At 67.3% G+C, this 23,827-nt stretch carries 22 protein-coding genes and 1 other RNA gene; 10 read left to right on the top strand and 13 right to left on the bottom strand.

The window, feature by feature from the left end:
* The first annotated feature begins 171 nt into the window (after positions 1–171).
* The 6 genes from VCJ71_RS06340 (at position 172) to VCJ71_RS06315 (ending at position 7,472) form a co-directional block, all read left to right on the top strand.
* Positions 172–1,560 (top strand): exopolysaccharide biosynthesis polyprenyl glycosylphosphotransferase, encoded by a 1,389-nt coding sequence (locus tag VCJ71_RS06340; RefSeq protein WP_324639849.1) that lies wholly within the window; start codon positions 172–174, stop codon positions 1,558–1,560.
* A 98-nt stretch (positions 1,561–1,658) separates the two neighbouring features.
* Positions 1,659–2,036: a hypothetical protein gene (locus tag VCJ71_RS06335; RefSeq protein WP_324639848.1), complete on the top strand. Its 378-nt coding sequence runs from the start codon at positions 1,659–1,661 to the stop codon at positions 2,034–2,036.
* A 96-nt stretch (positions 2,037–2,132) separates the two neighbouring features.
* On the top strand, positions 2,133–3,470 hold the full coding sequence (locus VCJ71_RS06330; RefSeq protein ID WP_324639847.1) for an O-antigen ligase family protein: 1,338 nt from the start codon (positions 2,133–2,135) through the stop codon (positions 3,468–3,470).
* A 5-nt stretch (positions 3,471–3,475) separates the two neighbouring features.
* A complete protein-coding gene (locus VCJ71_RS06325) occupies positions 3,476–4,180 on the top strand; it encodes a polysaccharide biosynthesis/export family protein (RefSeq protein ID WP_324639846.1) in 705 nt (234 codons plus the stop codon).
* A 2-nt stretch (positions 4,181–4,182) separates the two neighbouring features.
* Positions 4,183–6,384: a GumC family protein gene (locus VCJ71_RS06320; RefSeq protein WP_324639845.1), complete on the top strand. Its 2,202-nt coding sequence runs from the start codon at positions 4,183–4,185 to the stop codon at positions 6,382–6,384.
* Positions 6,381–7,472: a hypothetical protein gene (locus VCJ71_RS06315; protein WP_324639844.1), complete on the top strand. Its 1,092-nt coding sequence runs from the start codon at positions 6,381–6,383 to the stop codon at positions 7,470–7,472. Before VCJ71_RS06320 ends, VCJ71_RS06315 begins: the two co-directional genes overlap by 4 nt.
* Here the strand turns inward: VCJ71_RS06315 and VCJ71_RS06310 are convergent.
* Genes VCJ71_RS06310 through VCJ71_RS06285 form a run of 6 tightly spaced genes read right to left on the bottom strand, consistent with a single transcriptional unit; the run spans position 7,469 to position 12,571 of the window.
* Positions 7,469–9,079, bottom strand: coding sequence for an acyl-CoA dehydrogenase family protein (locus tag VCJ71_RS06310; RefSeq protein ID WP_324639843.1), 1,611 nt, complete (start codon positions 9,077–9,079; stop codon positions 7,469–7,471). The two genes, VCJ71_RS06315 and VCJ71_RS06310, sit on opposite strands and share 4 nt — an antisense overlap.
* Before the next feature lie 2 nt (positions 9,080–9,081).
* A complete protein-coding gene (locus VCJ71_RS06305) occupies positions 9,082–9,864 on the bottom strand; it encodes an SDR family oxidoreductase (protein ID WP_324639842.1) in 783 nt (260 codons plus the stop codon).
* Entirely contained in the window at positions 9,857–10,372 is a 516-nt protein-coding gene (locus VCJ71_RS06300) for an NUDIX hydrolase (RefSeq protein WP_324640887.1), read from the bottom strand. Before VCJ71_RS06300 ends, VCJ71_RS06305 begins: the two co-directional genes overlap by 8 nt.
* 56 nt (positions 10,373–10,428) lie before the next feature.
* Positions 10,429–11,106: a TPM domain-containing protein gene (locus VCJ71_RS06295; RefSeq protein WP_324639841.1), complete on the bottom strand. Its 678-nt coding sequence runs from the start codon at positions 11,104–11,106 to the stop codon at positions 10,429–10,431.
* A complete protein-coding gene (locus tag VCJ71_RS06290; protein ID WP_324639840.1) occupies positions 11,106–11,957 on the bottom strand; it encodes a TPM domain-containing protein in 852 nt (283 codons plus the stop codon). The genes VCJ71_RS06295 and VCJ71_RS06290 overlap by 1 nt, the downstream gene beginning before the upstream one ends.
* Positions 11,954–12,571: a LemA family protein gene (locus VCJ71_RS06285; RefSeq protein ID WP_324639839.1), complete on the bottom strand. Its 618-nt coding sequence runs from the start codon at positions 12,569–12,571 to the stop codon at positions 11,954–11,956. Before VCJ71_RS06285 ends, VCJ71_RS06290 begins: the two co-directional genes overlap by 4 nt.
* A 133-nt stretch (positions 12,572–12,704) precedes the next feature.
* On the opposite strand from VCJ71_RS06285, the gene mscL reads away from it, so the two are divergent.
* Positions 12,705–13,172: a large conductance mechanosensitive channel protein MscL gene (gene mscL, locus VCJ71_RS06280; RefSeq protein ID WP_324639838.1), complete on the top strand. Its 468-nt coding sequence runs from the start codon at positions 12,705–12,707 to the stop codon at positions 13,170–13,172.
* An 11-nt stretch (positions 13,173–13,183) separates the two neighbouring features.
* Positions 13,184–13,526: a transfer-messenger RNA gene (gene ssrA / locus VCJ71_RS06275) on the top strand.
* A 45-nt stretch (positions 13,527–13,571) separates the two neighbouring features.
* On the opposite strand, the gene VCJ71_RS06270 is transcribed toward ssrA, so the two are convergent.
* From VCJ71_RS06270 to VCJ71_RS06255, 4 genes are all read right to left on the bottom strand, one after another.
* Positions 13,572–13,820 (bottom strand): hypothetical protein, encoded by a 249-nt coding sequence (locus tag VCJ71_RS06270; RefSeq protein WP_324639837.1) that lies wholly within the window; start codon positions 13,818–13,820, stop codon positions 13,572–13,574.
* Positions 13,821–13,924: 104 nt separating this feature from the next.
* Positions 13,925–15,187 (bottom strand): N-succinylarginine dihydrolase, encoded by a 1,263-nt coding sequence (locus VCJ71_RS06265; RefSeq protein ID WP_324639836.1) that lies wholly within the window; start codon positions 15,185–15,187, stop codon positions 13,925–13,927.
* The gene (locus VCJ71_RS06260) at positions 15,184–16,206 is read right to left on the bottom strand and encodes an arginine N-succinyltransferase (protein ID WP_324639835.1); all 1,023 of its coding nucleotides are present in this window, start codon (positions 16,204–16,206) and stop codon (positions 15,184–15,186) included. The genes VCJ71_RS06265 and VCJ71_RS06260 overlap by 4 nt, the downstream gene beginning before the upstream one ends.
* A complete protein-coding gene (locus VCJ71_RS06255; RefSeq protein ID WP_324639834.1) occupies positions 16,203–17,414 on the bottom strand; it encodes a hydrolase in 1,212 nt (403 codons plus the stop codon). Before VCJ71_RS06255 ends, VCJ71_RS06260 begins: the two co-directional genes overlap by 4 nt.
* A 189-nt stretch (positions 17,415–17,603) precedes the next feature.
* Between VCJ71_RS06255 and VCJ71_RS06250 the strand changes: the two genes are divergently transcribed.
* Positions 17,604–19,703: a malate synthase G gene (locus VCJ71_RS06250; protein ID WP_324639833.1), complete on the top strand. Its 2,100-nt coding sequence runs from the start codon at positions 17,604–17,606 to the stop codon at positions 19,701–19,703.
* A 29-nt stretch (positions 19,704–19,732) separates the two neighbouring features.
* Positions 19,733–20,554, top strand: coding sequence for a MipA/OmpV family protein (locus tag VCJ71_RS06245; protein ID WP_324639832.1), 822 nt, complete (start codon positions 19,733–19,735; stop codon positions 20,552–20,554).
* 1 nt (position 20,555) lies between these two features.
* Here VCJ71_RS06245 and rsmA read toward each other — a convergent pair whose 3' ends face one another.
* Genes rsmA through VCJ71_RS06230 form a run of 3 tightly spaced genes read right to left on the bottom strand, consistent with a single transcriptional unit; the run spans position 20,556 to position 23,779 of the window.
* Positions 20,556–21,389 carry a 16S rRNA (adenine(1518)-N(6)/adenine(1519)-N(6))-dimethyltransferase RsmA gene (gene rsmA / locus VCJ71_RS06240; protein ID WP_324639831.1) on the bottom strand — a complete coding sequence of 278 codons (834 nt, stop codon included), beginning with the start codon at positions 21,387–21,389 and terminating at the stop codon, positions 20,556–20,558.
* Positions 21,382–22,383 (bottom strand): 4-hydroxythreonine-4-phosphate dehydrogenase PdxA, encoded by a 1,002-nt coding sequence (pdxA, locus tag VCJ71_RS06235; RefSeq protein WP_324639830.1) that lies wholly within the window; start codon positions 22,381–22,383, stop codon positions 21,382–21,384. The genes rsmA and pdxA overlap by 8 nt, the downstream gene beginning before the upstream one ends.
* 16 nt (positions 22,384–22,399) lie before the next feature.
* A complete protein-coding gene (locus VCJ71_RS06230) occupies positions 22,400–23,779 on the bottom strand; it encodes a peptidylprolyl isomerase (RefSeq protein ID WP_324639829.1) in 1,380 nt (459 codons plus the stop codon).
* Positions 23,780–23,827 lie beyond the last annotated feature (48 nt).

Genomic DNA, 23,827 nt, shown 5'->3' with positions numbered 1-23,827 from the left:
AGGCGACCCTTTCCCGCGTAAGTTGGCCTTGCGCAGCCCCTTCGCGCTGCCCCTTTTTCGATTCGACTTGCCGTGTTTTCCCCCGTGCGTGCGAGCATGGTTCATGACCGGGTAGGTATTTTACCTTAAGCTCACTGCAGTTCCGGACATTCCGGCGCGATGCGGTGATTAATGAACGCACCAGTCCATCTTTCTGCGGCCAAGGTCCGCCCGGCGCCGGCGCAGTCGCTCGAGAAGCGGCGCCTGCAGCTGTACCTCGTGCTGCTGCTGGGCGACGTCGCGCTTGTCGCGCTCGGTTTCGCGACCAGCGGGCTCCTCTATCGCGGCGAGTTCGGCGAATTTCGCGCCATGCTGGCGGGCCAGCTGATGCTGCCGCTGTTCCTGACGCTGGCGCTTTACAACGGGACCTATTCGCTCTCCTCGCTCGAAAGCTGGCGATACGGCGTGCAACGGATGGCCGTGGCTCTCCTGCTGTCGAGCGCACTGGTGAACTTCATCGTCTTCTTCGCGCGGTCCAGCACGCAGCTCTCTCGCGCGAGCTTCGCGATCGGCCTCTTGGTCAGCGTGCTCCTGCTGGCCGGGTGGCGGATGATCGTGAGCCGGCAAGTGCAGCGGCGCTACTCCGGGCGGCTGCAGAACGTGCTCGTCATCGATGCCGGCGGCCCTGCGGTCGACCTGCCTGGTGCCTATCGGGTCCACGCGGCGCAACTCGACCTGCGCCCCGATCCGGCGGATCCGCAAGGGCTCGACCGCATCGGCAAGGCGATGCGCAACATGGACCGCGTCATCGTCAGCACGCGCGACGAGGAGCGTGAAGCATGGGTCGAAGTGCTGCGGGGGAGCGGCGTGACCGGTGAACTGGCCAGCGAGGCGATCGCGCGGATCGACGCGCTCGGACTTGAACGGCATGCGGCAAGCAACCTCACCACGCTCCTCATCAGCCGCGGACCGCTGCGCATCCGCGACCGGGTGGTGAAGCGCGCGTTCGACCTCGCGCTTTCATCCCTCGCGCTTGTCCTGCTGGCCGTGCCGCTGGCGCTGGTCGCAGTGGCGATCAAGCTCGATGATGGCGGGCCGGTCCTCTTCCGCCAGCGACGCATGGGCCGCGCCAACCGTTTCTTCGATATCTGGAAATTCCGCACGATGCGGGCGGATGCCGCCGATAACGCCGGTGCGGTGTCGACGGGGCGGGAGGACGAGCGGGTGACGCGCCTCGGCCGCTTCCTGCGGGCCAGCAGCATCGATGAATTGCCGCAGCTGGTGAATATCCTGCTGGGCCAGATGTCCTTCGTCGGCCCGCGGCCCCATGCGATCGGCTCGCAAGCGGGCAGTCGGCTGTTCTGGGATATCGACCGGCGCTATTCGCAGCGCCATTCGCTGAAGCCCGGCCTGACGGGTCTGGCGCAGGTTCGGGGCTTGCGCGGGGCGACGGAAACCGAAGAGCATCTTGCGGCGCGGCTGCAGGCCGACCTCGAATATGCCGCGCGCTGGAGCCTGTGGCAGGACTGCCTGATCATGCTGCGCACCGCGCGCGTCATCGTGCACGAGCGAGCGTACTGAGATGCGTTACGCCTTGGCCCAAAAGGTTAATTCTCGATTCTTGTTATTGTTGCAATGCAGCGATATAGAGATGGACGTGAACGATCGGGTGCCGAACCATGCGTAGATCCAAGGGCTATCTCGCGAGCAGCCTCGCCATTGCGGCGATGGGCTTGCACGCGCCTGCGTCCTACGCTGCCGTTCGTTCTGCCGATGCCATCCCGATGGCAGGCTTGGCCTTGTCGCAAGTACAAAACCTGTCGGCCGACGACGCGGTTCGGTGCGTGGAAATCGGCGGCGAGTTCGTAAAGGTTGACGAAGCGGGACGAGTCCTTCTCGATATCGGAGGCGAACCTTTCGGTTGTCGTCTCGTTCCCGCCGCCGCGAGCACCCAACCGTGGTACGCGCAAACCGCGTTCATCGCAGCACTGGTCGCCACGTTCGGCGTCGTGTTGGCTTTGACCATCGGCAACGGCAGCAACGACAGTCCCGGCTGAGCCGGGTACCCCTGCATTGATGTGTTGACACCGCAGGCCGGGCGCTTGCCGCGAGCGCATGCGCGCCGCACACTCTTCCTTCGCAATCGGTAAGGGATGGCAGTGCCGGAACAGCAGCATGACTTTTCCGGTCGGCAGGCGGTGATTGTCGCGGCAATCGTGCTGTGCGCGGTGTTTCTGGGCGGCGGCGGAAGTCCGGCTCCGGACGCGGAGCTTCTCTTGCAACTCATCATCGCAGCCCTCGCGGCGGCGTGGGTCTGGTGGGGCCACGGGCTTTCCCGCCGCTCGCCCGGCCCACTATTCACCGCGATCGTAGTGGCGATGGCGATTTTCCCCCTGCTACAATTGATCCCCCTTCCGCCCGGCACCTGGGAGGCGTTGCCGGGCCGGACAACGAGCGCCGCCGCACTGGAACTGGCGCGCGGGGAGGGCGGATGGGAGCCTCTGTCCCTCACACCCCATGCGACGCTTGCCGCATGGCTCGCGATTCTGTCGGCTGCCGTCGGTATGGTCGTTGTTGGCCACCTCGGCAGCCGCCGGCGACATATCGTGCTACTCGCCATTCTTGGCGGCGCGGGCCTTACGGCCGTGGTGGGCGCGTTCCAGCTTGCGGGCGGCGAGAGTGCCTGGCGGGCCTATACCGCCAGCCACCGCGGCTGGATCACGGGCTTCATGGCCAATCGCAACGCTGCAGCGGATGTCCTGTTGATCGGGCTCTGCGCGGCCATCGCGCTTGCGGCGTCCCACCGGCGTGACGGGACGGCGCGGCTGCCGCGCGGAATGGCTGCGGCGCTGTGCGTTATCCTGGCCGTTGCGGTGATCTTCACCGGATCGCGCACCGGGATCGCCCTGCTGCTCGTGCCGGCCATCCTTGCGTGGGTCCTGTTGCGGGAGAAGCGCAGGGGCCTCGGCGTGGTCGCTGCCCTATTCGCCGTTGCCGCACTGGTGCCGACGTTTGCCGGCAGCGCGCTCGGCCGGGTGGGGGACCGCTTCGCCGTTGCCGGCGATTTCCGTGCCGAGTTGTGGCGCGACGCGGCCTTCGCCACCGGTCAGTTTTGGCCCGTCGGTGGGGGGATCGGCAGCTTCGTGCCTGCCGTCATCGCGGCGGAGCGGCTGGAGGTGGTGGACGCGACCCAGCCCAACCGCGCGCATAACGATTACCTCGAATTCGCTCTGGAGGCGGGCCTGCCGGGCCTCCTGCTCGTCGCCGCCATCATGCTGGCACTGGCATGGCAATTCGTGCGGCGATGGTGCGCCGATCCTACGCAGCGGCCGATAACCGGCTTTGCCGGCGCGACGCTGGCGATCGTCGCCCTGCATTCGGCTGTTGATTACCCGCTGCGTTCGATGACTCTCGCCTGCCTCGCGGCTATGACTGCAGGATTGCTGTTCGTCCCGCGGCGGGACGATCGAAGCGGGGTCGCGGCGGGATGATGGCGATGATGCCTTGGCGGAGTGGACGAGCGATTGCGATCGCCTGCCTTGCCGCGCTGTGTGCAGCCTGCCAGCCCAGCCTGCAGTCGGACCTGCCAACCGGCGCCGCTGCCGCGGCAGCCATCGCGGTGCCAGAACCTGTGCCGATGCAGGCGCGCACCTACTTCCTCCAGCCCGGCGACGTGGTTTCGGTCGACGTGTACCGCGAGGCGGAATTGAGCCGCGAGCGGGTGCAGGTGGACGAGGCGGGCAATCTGGCCCTTCCGCTCATCGACGAGGTAACCGCAGAGGGCCGTAGCCCCGCCGAACTCGCGATCCTGATCGAGAATGCCTACGGCGCGCGCTACCTGCGCGACCCGCAAGTGACGGTTTCCGTCGTTGAAACGGCCGCGCGCACCGTGGCGGTCGAAGGCTCGGTCGCCAAGCCGGGGGTCTACGAGATACCCCCGGGCGCCAGCCTGCTGACGGCGATGGCACTGGCCGGCAGCCCGTCGGACACGGCTGCACTCGACGAGGTGCTGGTCTTCCGCCGCATCGATGGGCGCAGGGCCGGCGCGCGCTTCGACCTGACCGACATTCGCGCGGGCCGCGCCGACGATCCGGCGCTGCGGCCGGGCGACATCGTGGTGGTCGGCCACGACAACTTGCGCAGCGGCCTGCAGGAAGTGCTGCGCGCCGCCCCGCTGTTCAACATCTTCTACCTGTTCTGACGATGGCGAGCGTACCCGACATCCAGGCCTCACCCTATCCGGCCTATCCGCAATACGACGCCTATGGCGGCCTGCGCGGCGGACTGGGCGATGCACTGCGCTACATCCTTTCGGTCGTCCGCCGGAACCTCTGGCTGATTGCGGCGGTCATCGCGGTCGTCGTGGCAGCGGCGCTTGTCTGGACCATGCTGCAGACGCCGCGCTACACCGCCGTCACCACTGTCCAGATCGACGACCAGACCGCCAGCGTGCTGGGCGAGGACCTGGAAGATGCAGTGATCGAGGATTCCGGCTGGGACATAGACCGGTTCCTCAACACCCAGCTCGAAGTGCTGCGCAGCCGCGAACTGGCGGAGCGGGTGGCGCGGCGACTGGAGCTGTTCGGTGACGAGTCTTTCCTCGCCGCCATGGAAGTGCCGCCGCCTGCCGACGGCTTGCCGGAGCGGCTCCGCCAGGACCAGGTCGTCGGCTTGCTGCAGGCGGGGCTCGGCGTCGACCTGCCGCGCAACAGCCGCGTTGCGCGGATCAGCTTCGACAGCACCGATCCGGAGATGAGCGCGCGCGTCGCCAACGGGTTCGCGGAGGAATTTATCCAGGCCAGTCTGCGCCGCCGTTTCGACAAGTCCGCCTATGCCCGAAACTTCGTGGCCGAACAGCTGGACGAGGCCCGCGCGCAGCTCGAAGCGTCGGAGCGTGAGCTCAACGCCTATGCCCGCGATGCCGGCCTGATCCGTGCGCGCGAGCCGGGCATCAGCGACGACAGCAGCAACCGCGCCAGCAGCGTGACCAGCTCCAGTCTGTTGCAGCTGAACGAAGCGGCCAACCGCGCGCAGGCGGACCGAGTGGCGGCCGAAGCGCGCTGGCGGGCGGAAAGCAACACGCCGCTGCTTTCGTCGGAAACCGTGCTTGCCGATCCCACGGTGCAAAGCCTGATGCAGCAGCGGGCCGCGCGCCGCGCCGAATTGCAGTCCGCCCGCGAACGCTATCTCGACGATCATCCTCAGGTGCGCGAGCTGACGAGCCAGATCGCCGAGATCGAGCGCCAGCTGAATGCCGCGGCGCGCAACGTCCGCAACGGCATCCGCGCGCGCTACACTGCCGCGCGCGAGGCGGAGAGCCAGCTGCGCGGACAGGTCGGCAGGCTGGAGCGCGAGACGCTGGCCGAGCAGGACCGCAGCGTGCGCTACAACACGCTTGCGCGCGAGGCCGATACGAACCGGTCGATCTACGACGGGCTGCTCGAACGCTACCGCGAGCTGAATGCCTCGGCAGGGGTGGCGGCGAGCAACATCAGCATCATCGATCCCGCCGATCCGCCGCTCGGCCCATCGTCGCCCAACGTGATGCGCAACCTGCTGCTCGCGCTCATCCTCGGCACCGCGATCGCGGGCGTTGCGGTGTTCCTGCGCGACCAGCTCGACGACCGGATCCGGGTGCCGGAGGATATCGACGCGAAATTCGGTATCCCGCTGCTCGGCGTGGTGCCGCGCGTGCCGGGCAACGAAGAGGTCGGCACCGCCATGGAAGACCCCAAGTCCTCGGTCGCCGAAGCCTACAACTCTCTACGGGGTTCACTCCTCCACGCGACGCGCGAAGGCCTGCCGAAAATCCTCCTCATCACCAGCTCGCAGCCCACCGAGGGCAAGAGCACGACCAGCTGGGCGACCGCCGCCTCGCTCGCACGGATGGGCCGGCGCGTGGTGCTGGTGGATGCCGACATGCGGCGCCCCTCGATCCATCGCCGCGCTGGTATCGCCAACGAGCGGGGCCTGTCGGACCTGCTGACGTCGGACGCCGCGCCGGGCGATTTCGTGTCCGCCACCTCCACCGAAGGTCTGGTCGTGCTGCCGTCGGGCAAGCAACCGCCGAGCCCGACCGAACTGCTGACCGGGCCGCGCATGGCGCTGCTGCTGGAACGGCTGGGCGAAGAATATGACGCTGTCGTGGTCGATTCCCCGCCGGTGCTTGGCCTTGCCGATGCGCCGGCACTCGCGGCGATCAGCGACGGCGTGGCCTTCGTGGTCGAATCGAACCGCGGCGGTCGCGGCGCGCTTAAATCGGCCCTGCGCCGCCTGCGCGCAGTCAATGCCAACGTCCTCGGCGCGGTCCTCACAAAGTTCGATCCGCAGCGCGCCGGCCACGGTTATTCGGCCTATTACGGTTACGACTATTATCGCTACGAAAGCGGGGCGGAAAAAGCGTGAGGTTGCGCATCGCAGCCAGCGGCGCGATCCTCGCTTTCGTTGCGCTGGCCTTGCTGAGCGGGCTCGACCGGATGAGCGCGCTGTCGCCCTCGCTCGCCCGCCTGGTTCCGCCGGCTTTCGCTGCCGAAGCCGCCAAGGTCCGGGCGCGCTCCGCCTTGCTGGAGGGGCAGGGCGCGGTCGCTGCGGCGCGGGATGCGGTGGCGGCTAACCCCTACGATGCGCGCGCGCTTGGCCTGCTCGGCGCGGCCTTGCTGCGCGATGGGCAGGGCGAGCAGGCAGAGGCGGTGTTCCGGCTTTCCGCGCAGCTCGGCTGGCGCGACGGGGCGACCCAGCTCTACTGGTTTGAAGCCGCGCGACAGGCAGGGGCGTGGGACGATGCGGCCTTGCGCGCCGATGCCATACTGCGTGACGATCCGCAGTTCCCGCAAGGCGAGGTGCTTCTGGCAGCATTCGACGAAGAGGCGGCGCGGAAGGCGCTGGCCCGGCGCGTGGCGGCAAGGCCCGGCTGGGCAGCGCGGTTCCTCAATCCGGGGTCCGATGTACCGGTCGAAGCGCTCCGGGCGCGGGCGGCGCTGTTTGCCGCACCTTCCCTGGCCGACACGCCGTTCGGGTGCGATGAGCCTGCGCAGCTTGCACGAAGGCTGCTGGCGAACGGCGAGCGGCAGGCTGCCGAAGACCTCTGGCGGGTACATTGCCCGGAGCAGGCTTCGGATGGGGCGATTGCCGACCCGAAATTCGCCGGGGACGGTCGATCGCCCTTCGGCTGGCAGCGGCATCCTGCGGGCGATCTCGCCATTCGCGCGGCGGGGGAGGGCGAGGGGCTCGTGCTCGAAAACGATGGGGCAGTGACACGGCTCGCCTTGTCGCAGGCGGTGACGCTGGCGCCGGGTCGCTACCGCGTCGCACTGCGCGGTGATGCCGGTGCGGCTGCGGTCACGGTGGATTGCGGTGCGCCCAAGCGGCCCGGTTCGGTCAGTGCGGCGTCGCTGATCGAAGTGCCCGCCTGCGACAACCGGATGCTCGGCATCTGGATGCGGCCGCGCTCCGCAGCGCGGCTCGAACAGATTAGGCTGGAGGCAGTGCGCTAGGCGGCGGCGATGGCGCCGCGGGCGATGATCTTGAGCGCCAGCGTTTCTTCCGCGCCTTCAAAGATCGAGAGCACTCTCGCGTCGACGAAATAGCGACTTACCGCGCTTTCTTCCCCGTAGCCCATGCCGCCGTGCAACTGCAGCGCCTCGCGCGTGACTTCTTCCGCCGCGCGGCAGGCGACGAGCTTGGCGAGGCTGGCATCCATCGCCCGGTTCGGGGCGTCGGTCGTCCCGGCAACCTCGTATGCCAACGCGCGGCAGGCGGCGAGCTTCGCGGCCATCCCGGCGATCTTTGCAAGGGTGAGCGGATAGGCGGACAAGGCCTGGCCGAAAACCTTTCTGTCCTGCGCATATGCGATGGCGGATTTGAGCGCCGCCCGCATCACGCCGCAGGCGCGCGCGGCGGTCTGCATCCGTCCACCCATCATGCCCGCCATGGTAAGGTAGAAACCGCGCCCGGTACCCTCCGCTTCACCAATCACCCGGTCGTCGGCCACGAACCAGTCTTCGAACGACAGGTCGAAACTGTGCATCCCGCGATAGCCGATGGTCGGGATCGCCTTGCCCGAAAGCGTGCCGCCGTCGCACTGGTGGCGGAAGGCGTGGCCTTCGTCGGAGGGTTTCTCGACCAGCATCAGCGACAGGCCGCGATGGTCCGCGGCGCGGTCGGGATCGGTGCGCGCGACGACCATCAGCAGCTCTGCCTTGCCCGCAAAGGTGCACCAGGTCTTCCCGCCGCTCAGCCGCCAGCCGCCGTCGACCTTCCGCGCGCGTAGCTGCAGGCCCGCGACGTCGGAGCCGTAGTCGGGCTCGGTAATGGCGATGGCGCACAGTGTCTTGCCCGATGCGATGCGCGGCAGCCAGTGCTCCTTTTGCGCTTCGGTACCGCCGGCCAAGAGGGCACGGGAGAGGATTTCGGGCCGGGTGATCAGGCTGCCGGCCGCGGCGAGCGAGGCCTGCGACAGCGCTTCGGTCACCGCGATCATCGTCGTCGCATCCTCGCCGTCTCCGTCCGCGGTGCCGCCGTAGGCTTCGGGTATGGCGAGGCCGAAGGCACCGAGTTCGCGCATCGGGCCGAGGATGGCTTCGGGCACGGTCAGGTCCTCGCGGTGGATCGCTTCGGCCAGCGGGGCGACCGTGTCGGCGGCGAAGCGGGCGAAGCTGGCCTGCGCCATGGCGGCATCGCCGGGCAGGGAGGGCGTGCCGACTTCCCCTTCCGCCGCGATGACCGCGCGGCCGATCTGCTGCACCCGCTCCGGCGTCGTCCAGTCGGCCAGTGCCTGCCAGTCCGCCCCGTCGCGGATCTCGTGGAGGGGGGCGGCATCGCGGCCCAGCGCATGGGCGATATCGCCAAGCCGGTCGAGTGCGCGGCGGGCGTGGCGGCGCAGGAACAGGAGGGCGAGGTCGCGGTCGAGACCGGTATCGGCCTTAAGCGCAGATCGGGCTGCGCGTATGTCGGCGATTGCCCAGGCGAGGTCGAAGCATTCGATCTGGCGTTCGTCCTGCCGTGTTGGATCGCCCCCGGTGATGTCCTTCAACCCGCGCGCCGCATCGTCTGCGGCTACGGACAAGGCCTCCACCAGCCGCCCGGCGCCTGCGCGGTCCATGTTCACATTGCCGAGATGCCGCCGTCGAGCTTCAGCTCGGCGCCGGTCATGAATTTGCTTTCGTTGCTGGCGAGATAGACCACGCCGTTCGCGACATCGTCTGGTTCGCCGACCCGGCCGAGCGGCACCTGCCGCGCCAGCTTGCCCATCACCACGTCTTTCGGGATGCCGGCATTGCGGCTGATCCCGTCGAGGATCGGCGTGTCCACGAAGGTGGGATGGATCGAGTTGCAGCGAATGTCCCACTTCTGTTTCGCGCAATAAAGCGCGACCGACTTGGTCAGCATCCACACCGCTGCCTTGCTGGCGTTGTAGCCTGGCATGGTGTCGCTCGCGATCAGGCCGGCGATGCTGGATATGTTGACGATCGAGCCCGGCTGGTTGTCCTTCATCAGCGGCAGCGCCTTCTGGCAGCCCAGGAACACGCTATCGACATTGACCGCAAAGCCGCGGTGCCATTCCTCCAGCGTGCAGGTGAGGATATCGCCGCGCACCCCGATGCCGGCGTTGTTGAGCAGCACGGAGAGGCCGCCCATATGCTCTTGCGCGGCATCAACCGCTGCTTCCCACTGACTTTCCTGCGTCACGTCGAGCGCGAGGGCGAAGGCGGTCCCGGCGCCGTGTTCGGCATTGATCGCAGCGGCGGTTTCCTTCGCCCCGGCCGCGTTCACGTCCGTCACCAGAACCTGCGCGCCTTCGGCCGCCAGCCGGCGGCTCGCCGCTGCGCCCAGCCCCTGCGCCCCGCCTGTCACCAGTGCCTTCTTGCCCGCTACCCGATCAGTCATCCTCGTCTCCAAACCAGCCTGCCGCCATCAGCATGGCGATCCTTACATCGATCGCTAGCCCTTCGGCGCGGCGGGCGGCAACGAATTCGGCAAGATTATTGAGGGCAACGCGGTGAACGCGGATGTCCTCGCCATCCGTCCCGCCGCCTTCGCCGACCTTCGTGAGGTCGCTGGCGCGCAGCAGGGTGAAGCTTTCGCTGACCATGCCGGGGCTGGAGTAGAACTCGCCCAGCGTCTCCCATGTATCGGCGCGATAGCCGGTCTCTTCCTCCAGCTCGCGCGCGGCGGCGGCTTCGGGCGCCTCGTCCTCGTCGCCTTCGTGGTCGCCGATCAGCCCGGCGGGAATTTCGAGGCACCGCTTGCCCAGCGGCACGCGGTATTGCTCCACCAGCAGCACGCGGCCCTCCCTATCGAGAGCAACGATGGCAGCGGCACGGATGCCGCGCGAACGCCCGGCATATTCCCATCGCCCGCGCCGCTTGGCGGTGACGAATTTGCCCTGCCACATGATTTCCTCGGGCTTGGCTGCGTCGGGATCGTCTGGCGGAGCGCCATTGTCGTCGCTCACAATTCGATCAGCCTGTCGGGCAATTCGTTCTGGTCGTCCTCGTGCCGCGGGAAATGCTCCGCCAGCACGGCGCCGACATCGCGGATACCGGCGACCAGCCCCCCGGCGATGTCGCCTTTCTTCACCAGTAGCAGCATGTCGACCATGGCTTCGCCCCAGACCTCGGGATCGACCTTTTCCGCGATCGTCTCGTCCGCCACGATCTCTGCGCGGTGTTCGCGCATGGACAGGTAAAGCAGCACGCCGGTGCGACCGTGCGTGCGCCGTTCCGCGCCCACCTTGAAATGCGAAACGGCACGGTCGAACACGCGATTGCGCTTCACGATCCGCGGGACCATGGCGAAGCGCACCGCGTCGATGAACTGGAGCAGCCAGACGACGAGGAAGGTGAGGATGCCCATGCCGCTCGCCATGGCGAAGACCTCGCCCGGGCTCCACTCGGCGTTCCATGTGGCGTGGAGCGAGGCGTAGAACCGCAGCGGCGGATCGGGGAACAGGGCCGCGAGCGTCAGGACGGTGAAGGCGAAGAACGCCGCCCACGACAGGGCGATGTCGCTGTACCCGTCCGACCGGTCGGCCAGCACGGTCACGATCTCGCCCGAAGTCTGCTCCTCCGCCGTGCGGACGGCCTGCGTCACCTTGGCGTGATCGGCTTCCGAAAGATAGGATGGCATTACCAGCTCCCCCCGGCGCCGCCGCCGTTGAAGCCGCCGCCTCCGCCGCCAAAACCGCCGAAGCCGCCGCCGCCACCGCCGCCGCCACCGCCGCCCCCGCTACGCATGGCGCTGTTGAGGGCGGACCACAGGATGACTTCGCCGATACCGCTGCCGCGGCGATAGCGCCGCCCGCGCCGACGGCCGCCACGGCCGAAAATGACCATGAAGGCGAGGATCATCATGACCCAGAAAAAGGCGCTGCCGACGGTGGATGCATCGACATCCGCGTTCTGGCGCTGGGCGGCACGCTCCGCCTCCTCGATCGCCAGCTGGTCGGCAGGCTCGGTGTCCAGCCAGCCGATGATCCCGTCCACCCCGGCGACGATGCCGCCGGCGTAGTCGTCTTCCTTGAAACGCGGCACGATGTCGTTGCGGATGATGCGGCCGCTGGCGATATCGGTCAGCGCGGTCTGCGCGCCGCGCGCGGTCGCGATGAAGACCTCGCGTTCGTTGGGAGCGACCAGCAGCAGGATGCCCTGTTCCGTCTCCTGCCCGCCGATGCCCCATGCCTCGCCGAGCGCGGGCGCGTAGGTTGCGGCAGGCTCGCCATCCAGGGAAGGGACAGTGGCCACGATCACGGACCGGCCCGTTTCCGCGTTGTAGTCGCGCAGGCGCTGGTCCAGCTCTGCCTCCTGCGCGTCCGGCAGGATTTCGGCCCCGTCATAGATCGGGCCGTCCGGTCGCGGCGGGAAATCCTGCGCCGCCGCGCCACCCGCCGTAAGCGCGAGAAGCAGCGTAAGGCAGATCGCCAGGCACGCGGAGAGGTGGCGCATCACCGGCGTGTCCGTTGCGGGCGAGAGGGTCCTCAATTGCCGCCGGTCGGCGTCAGGTCGGCGGCGTCGATATCGGGCGCTTCGTTCGCACCGGCTTCGGCCTTGAAGGCTTCCATCGGTTCGGCACCGTGGATGATGTTCGCGCCGATGGAGGAGGGGAATACGCGGATTTCGGTGTTATAATCCTGCACCGCCGCATTGTACTTGGTGCGGGCATTATCGATGCGGTTTTCCGCGCTTTCCAGCGCCGTACGCAGGTCGTCGTACCCGCGGCTGCTGGTGATCTGGGGATAGGCCTCGACCGTCACGAGCAGGCGGCTGAGCGCGCCGCTCAATTCGCCCTGCGCGGCTTCGAACTGCTGGAACTGTTCCGGATTCGAAAGGTCGTCTGCGTCGATCTGGACCGAGCTTGCGCGGCTGCGCGCCTCGGTCACTTCGGTCAGGATGGCGAGTTCCGATTCCGCCCCGCCGCGCACCGTGGCGACAAGGTTGGGGATCAGGTCGGCGCGGCGCTGGTAAGCGCTTTCCACATCCGCCCAGCGGGCCTTCGCAGCCTCTTCCTTGGTGGGCACGGAATTGATGCCGCAGGCGGCAAGCGCGGCGGTGGCCATGACGACCAGCATCAGGCGGGCGGAACGGGCAAGCGACATGTGTGGTCCCCTTGGATGACTGTATTATCGAGATAGCACGGCTGGGCGAATCTTCAAGGCGTTACCCTGCTTGAGCATGGCGGCAGAAAATGGCAGAAGACCGCGGGTTCCAAGGGTTAAGGGAGGAATAATCGTGCTGCAGGAATTCAAGGAATTCATTGCCAAGGGCAATGTGATGGAACTGGCGGTCGCCGTGATCATCGCGGGCGCTTTCGCCACCATCGTCGGATCGCTGACCGACGACCTGATCATGCCGCTGGTCGGCTACATCTTCGGCGGCGCCGATTTCTCCAGCTATTTCATCCTCCTGAGCACGCCGGAAGGTTACACCGGGTCGACGACGGACTATGCCGCGCTGAAGGAAGCGGGCGCGGCGATGATCGGCTACGGCGCGTTCATCACGGCGGTGATCAACTTCCTGATCCTGGCATTCATCATCTTCCTGCTGGTCCGCTATGCCAAGAAGGTTACGGCCCAGTTCGAAAAGCCGGCGGAGGAGGAAGGTCCCGCCGAACCGACCGAGGTCGAACTGCTCAAGGAAATCCGCGACGCGCTGAAATCGGGCGCGCCGGGCGCCCCGCAGAACGGCCCGATGGGCTGATTCTATACCATTCACTTCCATTTAAGCCGGCGTTCCCTATATGGGGGATGCCGGCTTTTTGGTCGGCTATGGTGATAAATGGTAGCGTGCAATAGGCACAGCGGACCCGGGGGCAGTACCCGGCGGCTCCACCATCAGCGGCATTCGAGCCGGTGTTGACGGGGCCGAACCAGGATCGACGTGTGTTGAAAGGCGCTGTTTTCACTCGGGCTGAGTAACCCGTAAAACTGTTCAAACACACAAGTGCCAACGATAACGAAGCACTCGCAATCGCTGCGTAACCTGACGGCCTAACGGCCTGATCTTACAAAGCTAAAGCGCGGTTGGACCCACCGGGCAACAGAAGCGGATACCGGGGCTCCGGGGGTAGCTAGCAACAGAAACCCCCACTTTCCTTTTTCAGTCGGCGGTCTCGAGAGCCTCGGCCTCGCGCTGGGCCTTTTCGAATTTCAGGCAGTCGAGGATCTTTGCGCCGCCGAGGAACACGGCGCCGCTGCAGGCTGCGAATAACAGCTGGCCGGGCCAGCCGGGCATGGCGTCGAGATAGTGGCTGCCGCGCTCCATCGCGCCCAGCGCCAGGGCGAAGATGATCAGATAGGCTTCGAACCGGTTCTTGATCACGAACAGTCGGCCAATCTTGCGCAGCATAAGCTCCCTTTCCTTAACTATTTCCGCAGCAAGCATCGTGCCAGCGGCGGGAATGGGGGGACAGGGTGGTTAATCGCTGCGGACTTGTAAAGCCTGCCGACGGATCACGCGAGTTCGCCGAGATCGAGTTCCTGCAACAGGGCTTCGCGGGCTGAAACGACTTCGCCCGCCAACGCTTCGTCGCCGAGCTGGCCGGGAGCGATGCTTTCCGGCCAGTGGCGCTCGATAATGCGGGCAATGCGGTCGGCCTTTTCGTCATCGAGCATGAAACGCGCGTCGACCGTTTCCGGGTCCGCGACCACGCGCAGGCGCAAACAGGCGGGGCCGCCGCCGTTGGCCATGGACTGACGCACGTCGACCGGGATGACCTGGCGGATCGGGCCGTTGGAAGCGGTCGTCCGCTCCGCCCAGCTGCGCACCGCGCCCGATTCCATGCACTCGCCCGGCACGATCAGCGCGGTCGATCCGTCGGGCAGCGTGACCAGCTGCGCGTTGAAAAGGTAGGTCTTGATCGCCTCGCCCAAGGGCACTTCGGCTTCGGGCACCACCACCAGTTCCAGCGCGGGGAAGACCTCGCGGATTTCGGCGTAGGCCTCCTCGGGGCGGGCGAAGGCGCGCTCGTGCGTGAACAGCACCCGCTCGTTGGCGACGGCCACGACGTCGTTGTGGAAGGCCCCGGCGGCGATGGCTTCCGGGTTCTGCTCGATGAACAGCGTGCGCGCGGGGTCGAGGCCGTGGAGGCGGGCGACCGCACGGCTGGCCTGTTCGTGCTGGCGGGCGGGGAAGGGGCCCCCGCTTTCGCCATAGACGAACATCTCCACACCGCGCGCGCCATGCCCTTCGCACAGGCGCATGTGGTTGGCCGCGCCCTCGTCTCCGAAAGTGGGCGGTACGGGATCGTGGATCGTGAAATGCGCGGTGTCGGCAAAGGCCAATTGGAGCATCCGCTTGGTGTCGGGCCATTCCTGCGCGCGGTGCGGCATGGTGACGAGGTTGGCGGGCGTCAGGTGACAGGTGCCGTCCGCCGTGTCGGGGGCGGGGCTGACCGTGGCGGCATTGGCGGTCCACATCGAGCTGGCCGACCAGCTTTGCGCCAGCAGGCGGCGATCGGTCTCGCTGTCGGCCCCGAGCCGCGCAAGGTAGCCCGCATTCGGGCGCGGCAGCGGCAGCAGGAAACCCTGCGGCAGGCCGCGCGCCATGTTGCCGCGCATCTTGGCGAGCCCCTGTAGCGCCGCGGCGCGCGGATGCGACACGTCGCCCGCATGGCTGGACGAGGCGATGTTGCCCAGGCTGAGGCCGGCGTAATTGTGGCTCGGCCCGACAATGCCGTCGAAATTGATTTCGACCAGCTTCGACGCCTCGCTCATCGTGCCACCGCGTGGACCTGGTCGCCGACACCGACGCCGAGCGTTTCGGCCGCCGTCGCACCCAGCTGCACCCCGTCATCGCCCCACACTGCGCGGCCATAGCAGCTGCGGAAGTCCGCCAGCGAGCCGGTCGCCACGATCGACGCTGTCGAGGCGGCGCCGTCTTCCAGCCCCACGCCCGTCACTTCGCCGCCGCGCGCGTCCTTCACGCTCACCACGTCGTCGGTGCGCGCCAGCATGGTCGGCCCGCCGTCGAAAATGTCGACATAGCCTTCATAGCGGAAGCCTTCCTTCTCGAGCATCCGCATCGCCGCGCGGCCGGTGGGGTGGGGCAGGCCGATCACGTCGCGCGCATCGTCGTCCAGCATGGCGACATAGACCGGGTGCTTGGGCATCAGGTCGGCGATGAACTGGTTGCCGTTGATGGCATTGAAATAATCCGCTTCCTGGAAGGTCATGCCGAAGAAACGCCCGGCCACACCGTCCCAGAACGGCGACCCGCCGCGATCGTCGATGATGCCGCGCAGTTCGGCCAGGATCCGGTCGGCAAAGCGCTGCCGGTGCATCTTGATGAAGAGGTAACGGCTGCGCGCCAGCAGCAGCCCGAGCCCGCCGGCCCGTTCCCCGGGATGGAGGAACAGCCCGCCCACCTCGCTGCAGCCTTCAAGATCGGTCGTCAGGCTGAGCAGTTCGGCCCGCACCGTGCGGTCTAGTTCCTGGCTGTGCTGGGTCAGCGTGTTGAGGCGATAGGAATAGAACGGCCACTGCTGGCCGACCTGCGTCATCAGCTGGCACGTGCCGCGCACCTGCCCGGTCTCGGTGTTTTCGAGCACCAGCACGAACGTTTCGTCCACCAGATCGCTGCCGGTATTGGCAAAGGCCTTCGCGCTCGTTTCCAGCTTCTTGGCCAACGCGTCGCGATCGGGCGGCAGGTTGGTAAAACCGCCGCCGGTCAGCTTGGCCATTTCGTACAGGTGCTCGAGATCGGACGGGCGGCTGGCCCGCAAACGGAAACTCACAAATCTTCCCCCTCTGCCAGCCGCGACAGGACCAGCGCGGACAAGGCCGCGCGTTCCGCCAGCGACGGCGCAATCATGAATTCGTCGGACGAGTGGATCTTGCCCCCGCGCACGCCCATCGTATCGACCACCGGCACCCCGGTGGCGGCGATATTGTTGCCGTCGCACACCCCGCCGGTCGATTTCCAGTCGATGGTCTGGCCCAGCGATGCGCCGCATTCGCGCACCAGGTCGAACAGCTTCTGCGCCTTGCGGTCGACCGGCTTGGGCGGCCGGCTGATCCCGCCATGGACATGGACGTCGACTTCTTGCCGCTGCTTCACTTCGCCGATCACCGCGTTCATGGCGGCGGTGAAATAGTCCGCAGCGGCGGGCTCTTTCGGGCGGATATTGAAGCGCAGCACCGCATGGTCGGGCACGACGTTGTTGGCCGCGCCGCCTTCGATCTTGGCGGGATTCACGCTGATATCGTCCCGCTGCAAATCCTTGAGCGCCACGGCCAGCGTGGCGGCGGCGACGATGGCGTTGCGCCCGTCGTGCGGGTTGCGCCCGGCATGCGCGCTGCGCCCGGTCACGGTAAGCGCGTAATTGCCGCTGCCGCCGCGCGCGTGGGCCAGCGTGCCTTCCGGCGTGGCGGCGGGTTCATAGGTGAGGGCGGCGAACTTGCCGCGCGCCAGCTCCTCGATCAGCGGGGCGGAGGAGAGCGATCCGGTCTCCTCGTCCGCATTGATCATCACGTCGTATCCGCAATCCTGCCACGGGGCGAAGGTTTCGAGGACGCGCAGCGCCTCCAGCATGACCGCGATCCCGCCTTTCATATCCGCGGTGCCGGGGCCGTTCAACACGTCGTCGTCCAGCCAGGCCAGCTCCTGGAACGGATGGTCGGCGGGAAAGACGGTGTCCATGTGGCCGGTAAAGATGAAGCGGCGCTGTGCCTCCGGCCGCACCGAGACCACGAGATGCCGGCCGTTCTCGACCTCCACTTCGCGCCCGTCGGCGGCGATGGCGGTGATGGGGGCGGGGTCGACCAGCCGGACCTCGCCCGGAAGCTGCGCGAAGGCATCGGACAATTCGCCCGCCATGGCCGCAAGCCCGGCAAGGTTGGTCGTGCCGCTGTTGATTGTCGCCCAGCGTTCGACCTGCGCGAGCATGGCGGCGCCATCGATGGCGTCGAGCGCGGTGCGAATGGACTGCGGGACAGGTTTCATCGGCAACCAGCCTCTAACGCGCCGCGCCTTCCTGTCCACCCCGTGCCCCAGACAATCTCCTTCTTCATCCCTGCAGTTCATGCCTGCACTTGCAATGGCGGGCGCGCTTCGCCAGAAGGCGCATCGCTCCTCCCCGGACACTGAAAAACCTGTATGCGCCGATGCGCGCGCACGCCCGAGGAGTATTGCATGTCCGATTACGTCGAACGGTCCGGCCTGAAAGTCGACGCCGCTCTTGCCGCCTTTGCCGAAGACAAGGTGCTGGCCCCGCTGGGCCACGATGCCGCGGCTTTCTGGCAAGGCTTTGCCGAGATTTGCGATCGCTTCGCCCCGCGCAATCGCGACCTGCTGGACAAGCGGGAGGCACTGCAGGCGAAGATCGATGCATGGCACACGGAACGCCGCGGGCAGGACCACGATGCAGCTGCCTATCGCGCGTTCCTGGAAGAGATCGGCTACCTCGTCCCCGAGCCGGGCGACTTCACCATCGGCACGGAAAATGTCGATAGCGAGATTGCCCGGATGGCGGGCCCGCAGCTGGTGGTGCCTTCGCTCAACGCCCGCTTCGTCCTCAACGCCGCGAACGCGCGCTGGGGCAGCCTGTACGACGCGCTGTACGGGACCGACGCTCTGGACGCACCGGCGGCCACGCCCGGCGGATACGACAGGGCGCGCGGCGATGCGGTGATCGCGCGCGGGCGGGAATTCCTCGACGAGACGCTGCCGCTGGTGGACCAGAGCTGGACCGACCTTGCCGGACCGGATGACGGCAAGCTGGTGGACGAGGGCCAGTATGTCGGCCGGACGGAACGCGGCTTGCTGTTCCAGAACAACGGCTTGCACATCGAAGTTGTCTTCGATCCGGAAAGCCCGATCGGGCAGACCGACAAGGCGGGCATCGCCGATATCGTGCTGGAAGCGGCGCTGACGACCATCGTCGACATGGAGGACTCGGTCGCCGCCGTGGATGCGGAAGACAAGCGGCTGGCTTACACCAACTGGCTCGGCCTGATGCGCGGCGATCTCGAAGAAACTTTCGAAAAGGGCGGCAAGTCGCTGACCCGCAAGCTTTCTTCCGACAGGGCGGTGACGCTGGCGGACGGCAGTGAAACGATGCTACCGGGGCGCAGCCTGCTGTTCGTGCGCAACGTCGGCCACCTGATGACCAATCCGGCGATCCTGCTGCCCGGCGGGGGGGAGATTCCCGAAGGCATCATGGACGCGGTGATGACCAGCGCCATCGCGACGCACGACCTGAAAGGGCTGGGCGCGCTGCGCAACAGCCGCTCCGGCAGCATCTACATCGTGAAGCCCAAGATGCACGGGCCAGAAGAATGTTACTTTACCAACGACTTGTTCGATGCGGTGGAGGATTTGCTCGAACTGCCGCGCCACACCATCAAGGTCGGGGTGATGGACGAGGAACGCCGCACCAGCGCCAACCTTGCCGCGTGCATCCATGCGGTGAAAGACCGCATCGTCTTCATCAACACCGGCTTCCTCGACCGGACGGGTGACGAGATCCACACTTCCATGGAAGCGGGCCCGATGATCCGCAAGGCGGAGATGAAGAACGCGGACTGGCTTTCCGCCTACGAGGCGCGCAATGTCGGCATCGGGCTGAAGCACGGCCTGTCGGGCCGCGCGCAGATCGGCAAGGGCATGTGGCCCGCACCCGACCTGATGGGCAAGATGATGATCGAGAAGATCGGCCACTTGCGCGCCGGGGCCAACACCGCCTGGGTGCCGAGCCCGACGGCGGCAACGCTCCACGCGCTACATTACCACCAGGAAGACGTATTCGAGGCGCAGAAGGGCCTCGGCGACATACCGGGCCTGGAGCCGCTGCTCACCATCCCGCTCGCGCGCGGGGCGAACTGGAGCGAGGACGAAATCCGCGAGGAGCTCGACAACAACGCGCAAGGTTTGCTCGGCTATGTCGTGCGCTGGATCGACCAGGGCGTCGGTTGTTCCAAGGTGCCGGACCTCAACGATGTCGGCCTGATGGAAGACCGCGCGACGCTGCGCATCTCCAGCCAGCACATGGCAAACTGGCTCCACCACGGCGTCTGCACGCGCGAACAGGTGATGGATTCGCTGCACCGCATGGCGGCCAAGGTCGACGCGCAGAACGAAGGCGATCCTGCGTACGAGCCAATGGCCGGCAACTGGGAAACCAGCATGGCCTTCAATGCGGCGTGCGACCTCGTGTTCGAAGGAACGCGCCAGCCGAGCGGCTATACGGAACCGCTCCTGCACGACTGGCGTTTGCGGAAGAAGGCCTCGTAAAGGCCGGAAAAACCGCGCAGGGGGTCGCCATGTCGAAAACGTTTCATTCTAGTGTTGCCGGTGCGCTCGTGCTGGCCGCTCTTCCGCTCGCCGCGCAGGCGCAGGAAAGCGATATCCCGGCGCCGCGTGCGGAGACCGAGGGCGTGTCGGGCGAAACCCGCATCCGCATCGGCCTCGGCCCGCGGGTGGTGCCGAGCTGGCCGGGATCGGACGAGCACAACATCGGCCCGCTGTTCGAATTCTCGCGCGCACGGCCGGGGGAGCAATTCGCTTTCGAAGCGCCCGACGAGAGCACGGGCTTCGACCTCTACCGCGCAGGCGGCTTCTCCATCGGGCCGTCGTTGGGCTTCCAGGGCAAACGCGATGCGGAGGAAGTGGGCGGCGCATTGCCCGACGTGGGCTTTTCCGTCGAACTCGGCGGCTTCGCGCAGCTCGAAGCGAGCCCCAGCCTGCGGTTTCGCGTGGAAGCGCGGCAGGCGGTGAGCGGGCACGATGGCTTCATCTCGGTCGCCAGCGCCGATTACGTCTGGCGGGACGAGGATGACACGGTGGTCTCCATCGGTCCGCGCCTGACGCTCACCGATGCGCGCTACCAGCGCTCCTACTATGGGGTCGCGCCTGACGAAGCGCTGGCATCGGGCCTCGCCGCCTACGACCCCGGCGGGGGCTTGCAATCGGTCGGCGGCGCGCTCGGCGTGGTGCAGCAGTTCACGCCCGAATGGGGCATGTTCGGTTACGTCAAATACGACCGGCTGCTTGGCGATGCGGCGGATTCGCCGGTGGTGGCGGCCTATGGATCGAAGGACCAGTTGGAAGGCGGCGTCGCCCTGACTTACACTTTCGGGCTGTAGTTCAGCCGTCCAGCGCCCGCGCCAGGGCGACGAATTCCGTAACGGACAGCGTTTCCGCGCGCCGCTGCGGGTCGATGCCCACGCGATCGAGCGTTTCGACTGCGCCGGGCACGGATTTCAGGCTTTGCCGCAGCATCTTGCGGCGCTGCCCGAAGGCGGCCTCCGTCAATCGCTCCAGCGTCCGCGCAGAGACGCCTTCTGGCATTGCGCCGGGCGTGACGTGGACGATGGCGCTCATCACCTTGGGCGGTGGGGTGAAGGCGCTGCGGTGGACTTTCATGGCAAGGCCGGCGGCGCTGCGCCACTGGGCGAGGACCGCGAGGCGCCCGTAGGCCGAGGTGCCCGGCTGCGCGACGATCCGCTGGGCCACCTCCTGCTGGAACATCAGCGTCAGCGAGCTCCATTGCGGTGGCCAGCTTTCGCCGGACAACCAGCGCACGAACAGCGCGGTCCCGACGTTGTATGGAAGGTTGGCGACGACGGCGAAGGGTTCCCCCAGCAGGGCGCCGTGGTCGATGGCCATGGCATCGCCTTCCACCACGGTCAGCTGGCCGGGAAAGGCCTCGGCAAGCTCGGCGAGGGCGGGCAGGCAGCGGCGATCCATCTCGATCGCCGTGACGCGCGCCCCGGCACGCAGGAGCGCGCGGGTGAGGCCGCCGGGCCCGGGCCCGATCTCCAGCACGGCCTTGCCCTGCAAGTCCCCCGGGATGGCGGCGATGCGGTCCAAGAGCTGCTCGTCGAACAGGAAATTTTGCCCGAGCGCCTTGGACGCGGAGAGGCCGTGTTTCGCGATGATTTCGCGCAACGGAGGAAGCTGGGGCGGCAGGTCAGCCACGGCGGCGCGCCGCAATTTCGCCCGCAAGGCGCAGCGCGGCCATCGTCGCGCCTTCGTCCGCGATTCCCTTGCCGGCGATGTCGAACCCGGTGCCATGGTCGGGGCTTGTGCGCACGATGGGCAGACCGAGCGTGACGTTGACGCCCGCGTCGAAGTCGAGCGCTTTTAGGGGAACCAGCGCCTGGTCGTGATACATGCAGATCGCCGCGTCGTAGCCATCGCGTGCGCGCGGGGTGAAGATCGCGTCGGCAGGATGGGGGCCGCTCGCCTCGATCCCTTCGGCGCGCAAGTCGGCGATGGCGGGAGCGATGACCTCGATCTCCTCGCGCCCCATGCGGCCGTTCTCGCCGGCGTGCGGGTTGAGGCCCGTCACGGCGAGGCGCGGGCGGGCGATGCCGAAGTCCGCGGCGAGCGCGGCGGCGGTGATGCGCGCGCGGCTGACGATAAGCTCGGCGGAAAGGCGCTGCGGCACTTCGGCCAGCGCGCAATGGATGGTCACGGGCACGGTGCGCAGGCTCGGCCCGGCGAGCATCATCACCGTGCCCGCTTCCGCCACACCGCAGGCCGCAGCGCAGAATTCGGTCTGGCCGGGATGGGCAAAGCCGACCTCGGCGAGCAGCGCCTTGGCGATCGGGGCGGTCATCACGCCGCCCGCTTCTCCCCGGCACGCCAGATCGACCGCGCGTTCCAGTGACTGCAGCGCCAGCCGTGCGCCCTCCGGCGAAGGCGCGCCCGGCGTGTAGGCTGCGTCGGCGATGTCGAGCACCGGCAGCGCGCCGGCAAAAACCCCATCAGCTTCCGCGAAAGTACCGATCCGCACGACCGGACAGTCCACGCCCATGCTTGCCGCAGAGGCTTCCAGAACGCCTGCGCCGCCGACGACGGCAAACGGCGCCAACCCTTCGGCGCGCCGCAGCCAGCTGCGGACGATCAGTTCCGGCCCGATGCCCGCCGGATCGCCCACCGATACAGCGAGCGGCTTCACGGCGGACAAGGACGTCACCGGCAGGTCAGTTGAGTTCGATCACCGCATCGCGGCGCAGGTCGCGCAGGTAGCGTTCGCCTCGGCGGTCGATGCGTTCCTGCTTCATTTCCGCCTGAAGGCGCTCGGGGCTGGGCGCGTCGGCGGCCTTGGGATCGTCGCGGCCGCACAGCACGAGGACGCTGACGCCTTCCTCCACGCTGCCGAAGGGCGAGGTGACCTGGCCGACCTGCATTTCCAGCAGGGCGTTCTGCAACGGACCCGGCAGTTCGCGCACGCGAACGTCGTTGGCGCGCACTTCGGCGCCGGTTTCCGCAGCGATCTGTTCCGCATTGCCGCAGCCGCGCAGGCGCGACACGCCCTGGCCGAAGGTTTCGAGCCGCTGCTCGGCCGCCGCCTGCGTCATGCCCTGGTCGAAAGCGATGGTGATCTGCTTCAGCGACAGCGTGGCGTCGCGCGGATCGGCGGTCAGGACCTGGCGACGGTCGACGAGGTAGATGATCGAATAGCCGCCGCCCTGCAGCGGGATCGGTCCGACGATCTGGCCGGGATTCATGCTGCGCAGTTCGGTCGCGATTTCCACCGGCAGCTGCGGCAGGCGGACCCAGCCCAGCAGGCCGCCGCTCGCTGCGGTCGAAGCTTCCGAGAATTGGGCCGCTGCCGCCTGGAAATTGGCGCCCTGGCGAATCTGCTGCATCAGCGCGCGGCCATTCGCTTCCACTTCGGCGGAGGTCGCAGGCGTTGCCGACAGGTAGATTTCGGCGACATTGAATTCGTCCAGACCCTTGCTCGCTTCCAGCCGGGCGATGACTTCGTTCACTTCCTCGATCGAGACGTTCACGAAGGGGTCGATGTTGCGCGCAATCAGGTTGCGCCACGCCAGCTCGCCTTCGATCTGGCGGCGCAGCGAAGCGGTGGAGGACCCGATCGAAGTCAGGTATTCGTCCATCTGCTGCGGCGTCATGTTGAAGTTGTTCTGTGCCACCGCGTTGTAGGCCGCGGTCACTTCATCCGCCGTAACCGGCATGTCCTGTGCAGCGGATTCCTGGATCTTCAGCATTTCGTCGATCAGGTCGCGCAGGGTCTGGGCGCGCAGCTGGGCGATCTGTTCGGGCGTGGCTTGCTGTTCCGTACCCGCGATGAACAGCGCCATGCGCTGCTGCACGTCGGTGCCGGTGATGATCCGGCCGTTGACCGTGGCGGTCGGCAAGCGGACGTTGGGATCGCTGCCGATGCGAAGCTCGCCCTGGCCCGGCAGTTGCAGGCCGGCCGGGTTCACGGCGGCAGAGGCGGATCCGTCGGTCGCAGCATCCTGTGCATTGGCGAGCGCCGCGCCGGGCATGGCCGCAAGGGCGATCCCGCCCGCAGCAAGAAGGGTCGTGGCAATCCGGGAATAAGTCGAGGTCACGAAGTCATCCTGTCATCGATGCGGCGCATGCTGCGCCCGCTATTGGCG

Source organism: Pseudoblastomonas aquimaris (assembly GCF_035481675.1).
Lineage (GTDB): Bacteria > Pseudomonadota > Alphaproteobacteria > Sphingomonadales > Sphingomonadaceae > Alteriqipengyuania_B.
The sequence above is the reverse complement of the archived record's forward strand: the minus strand, read 5'-3'. Positions and strand labels throughout refer to the sequence as shown.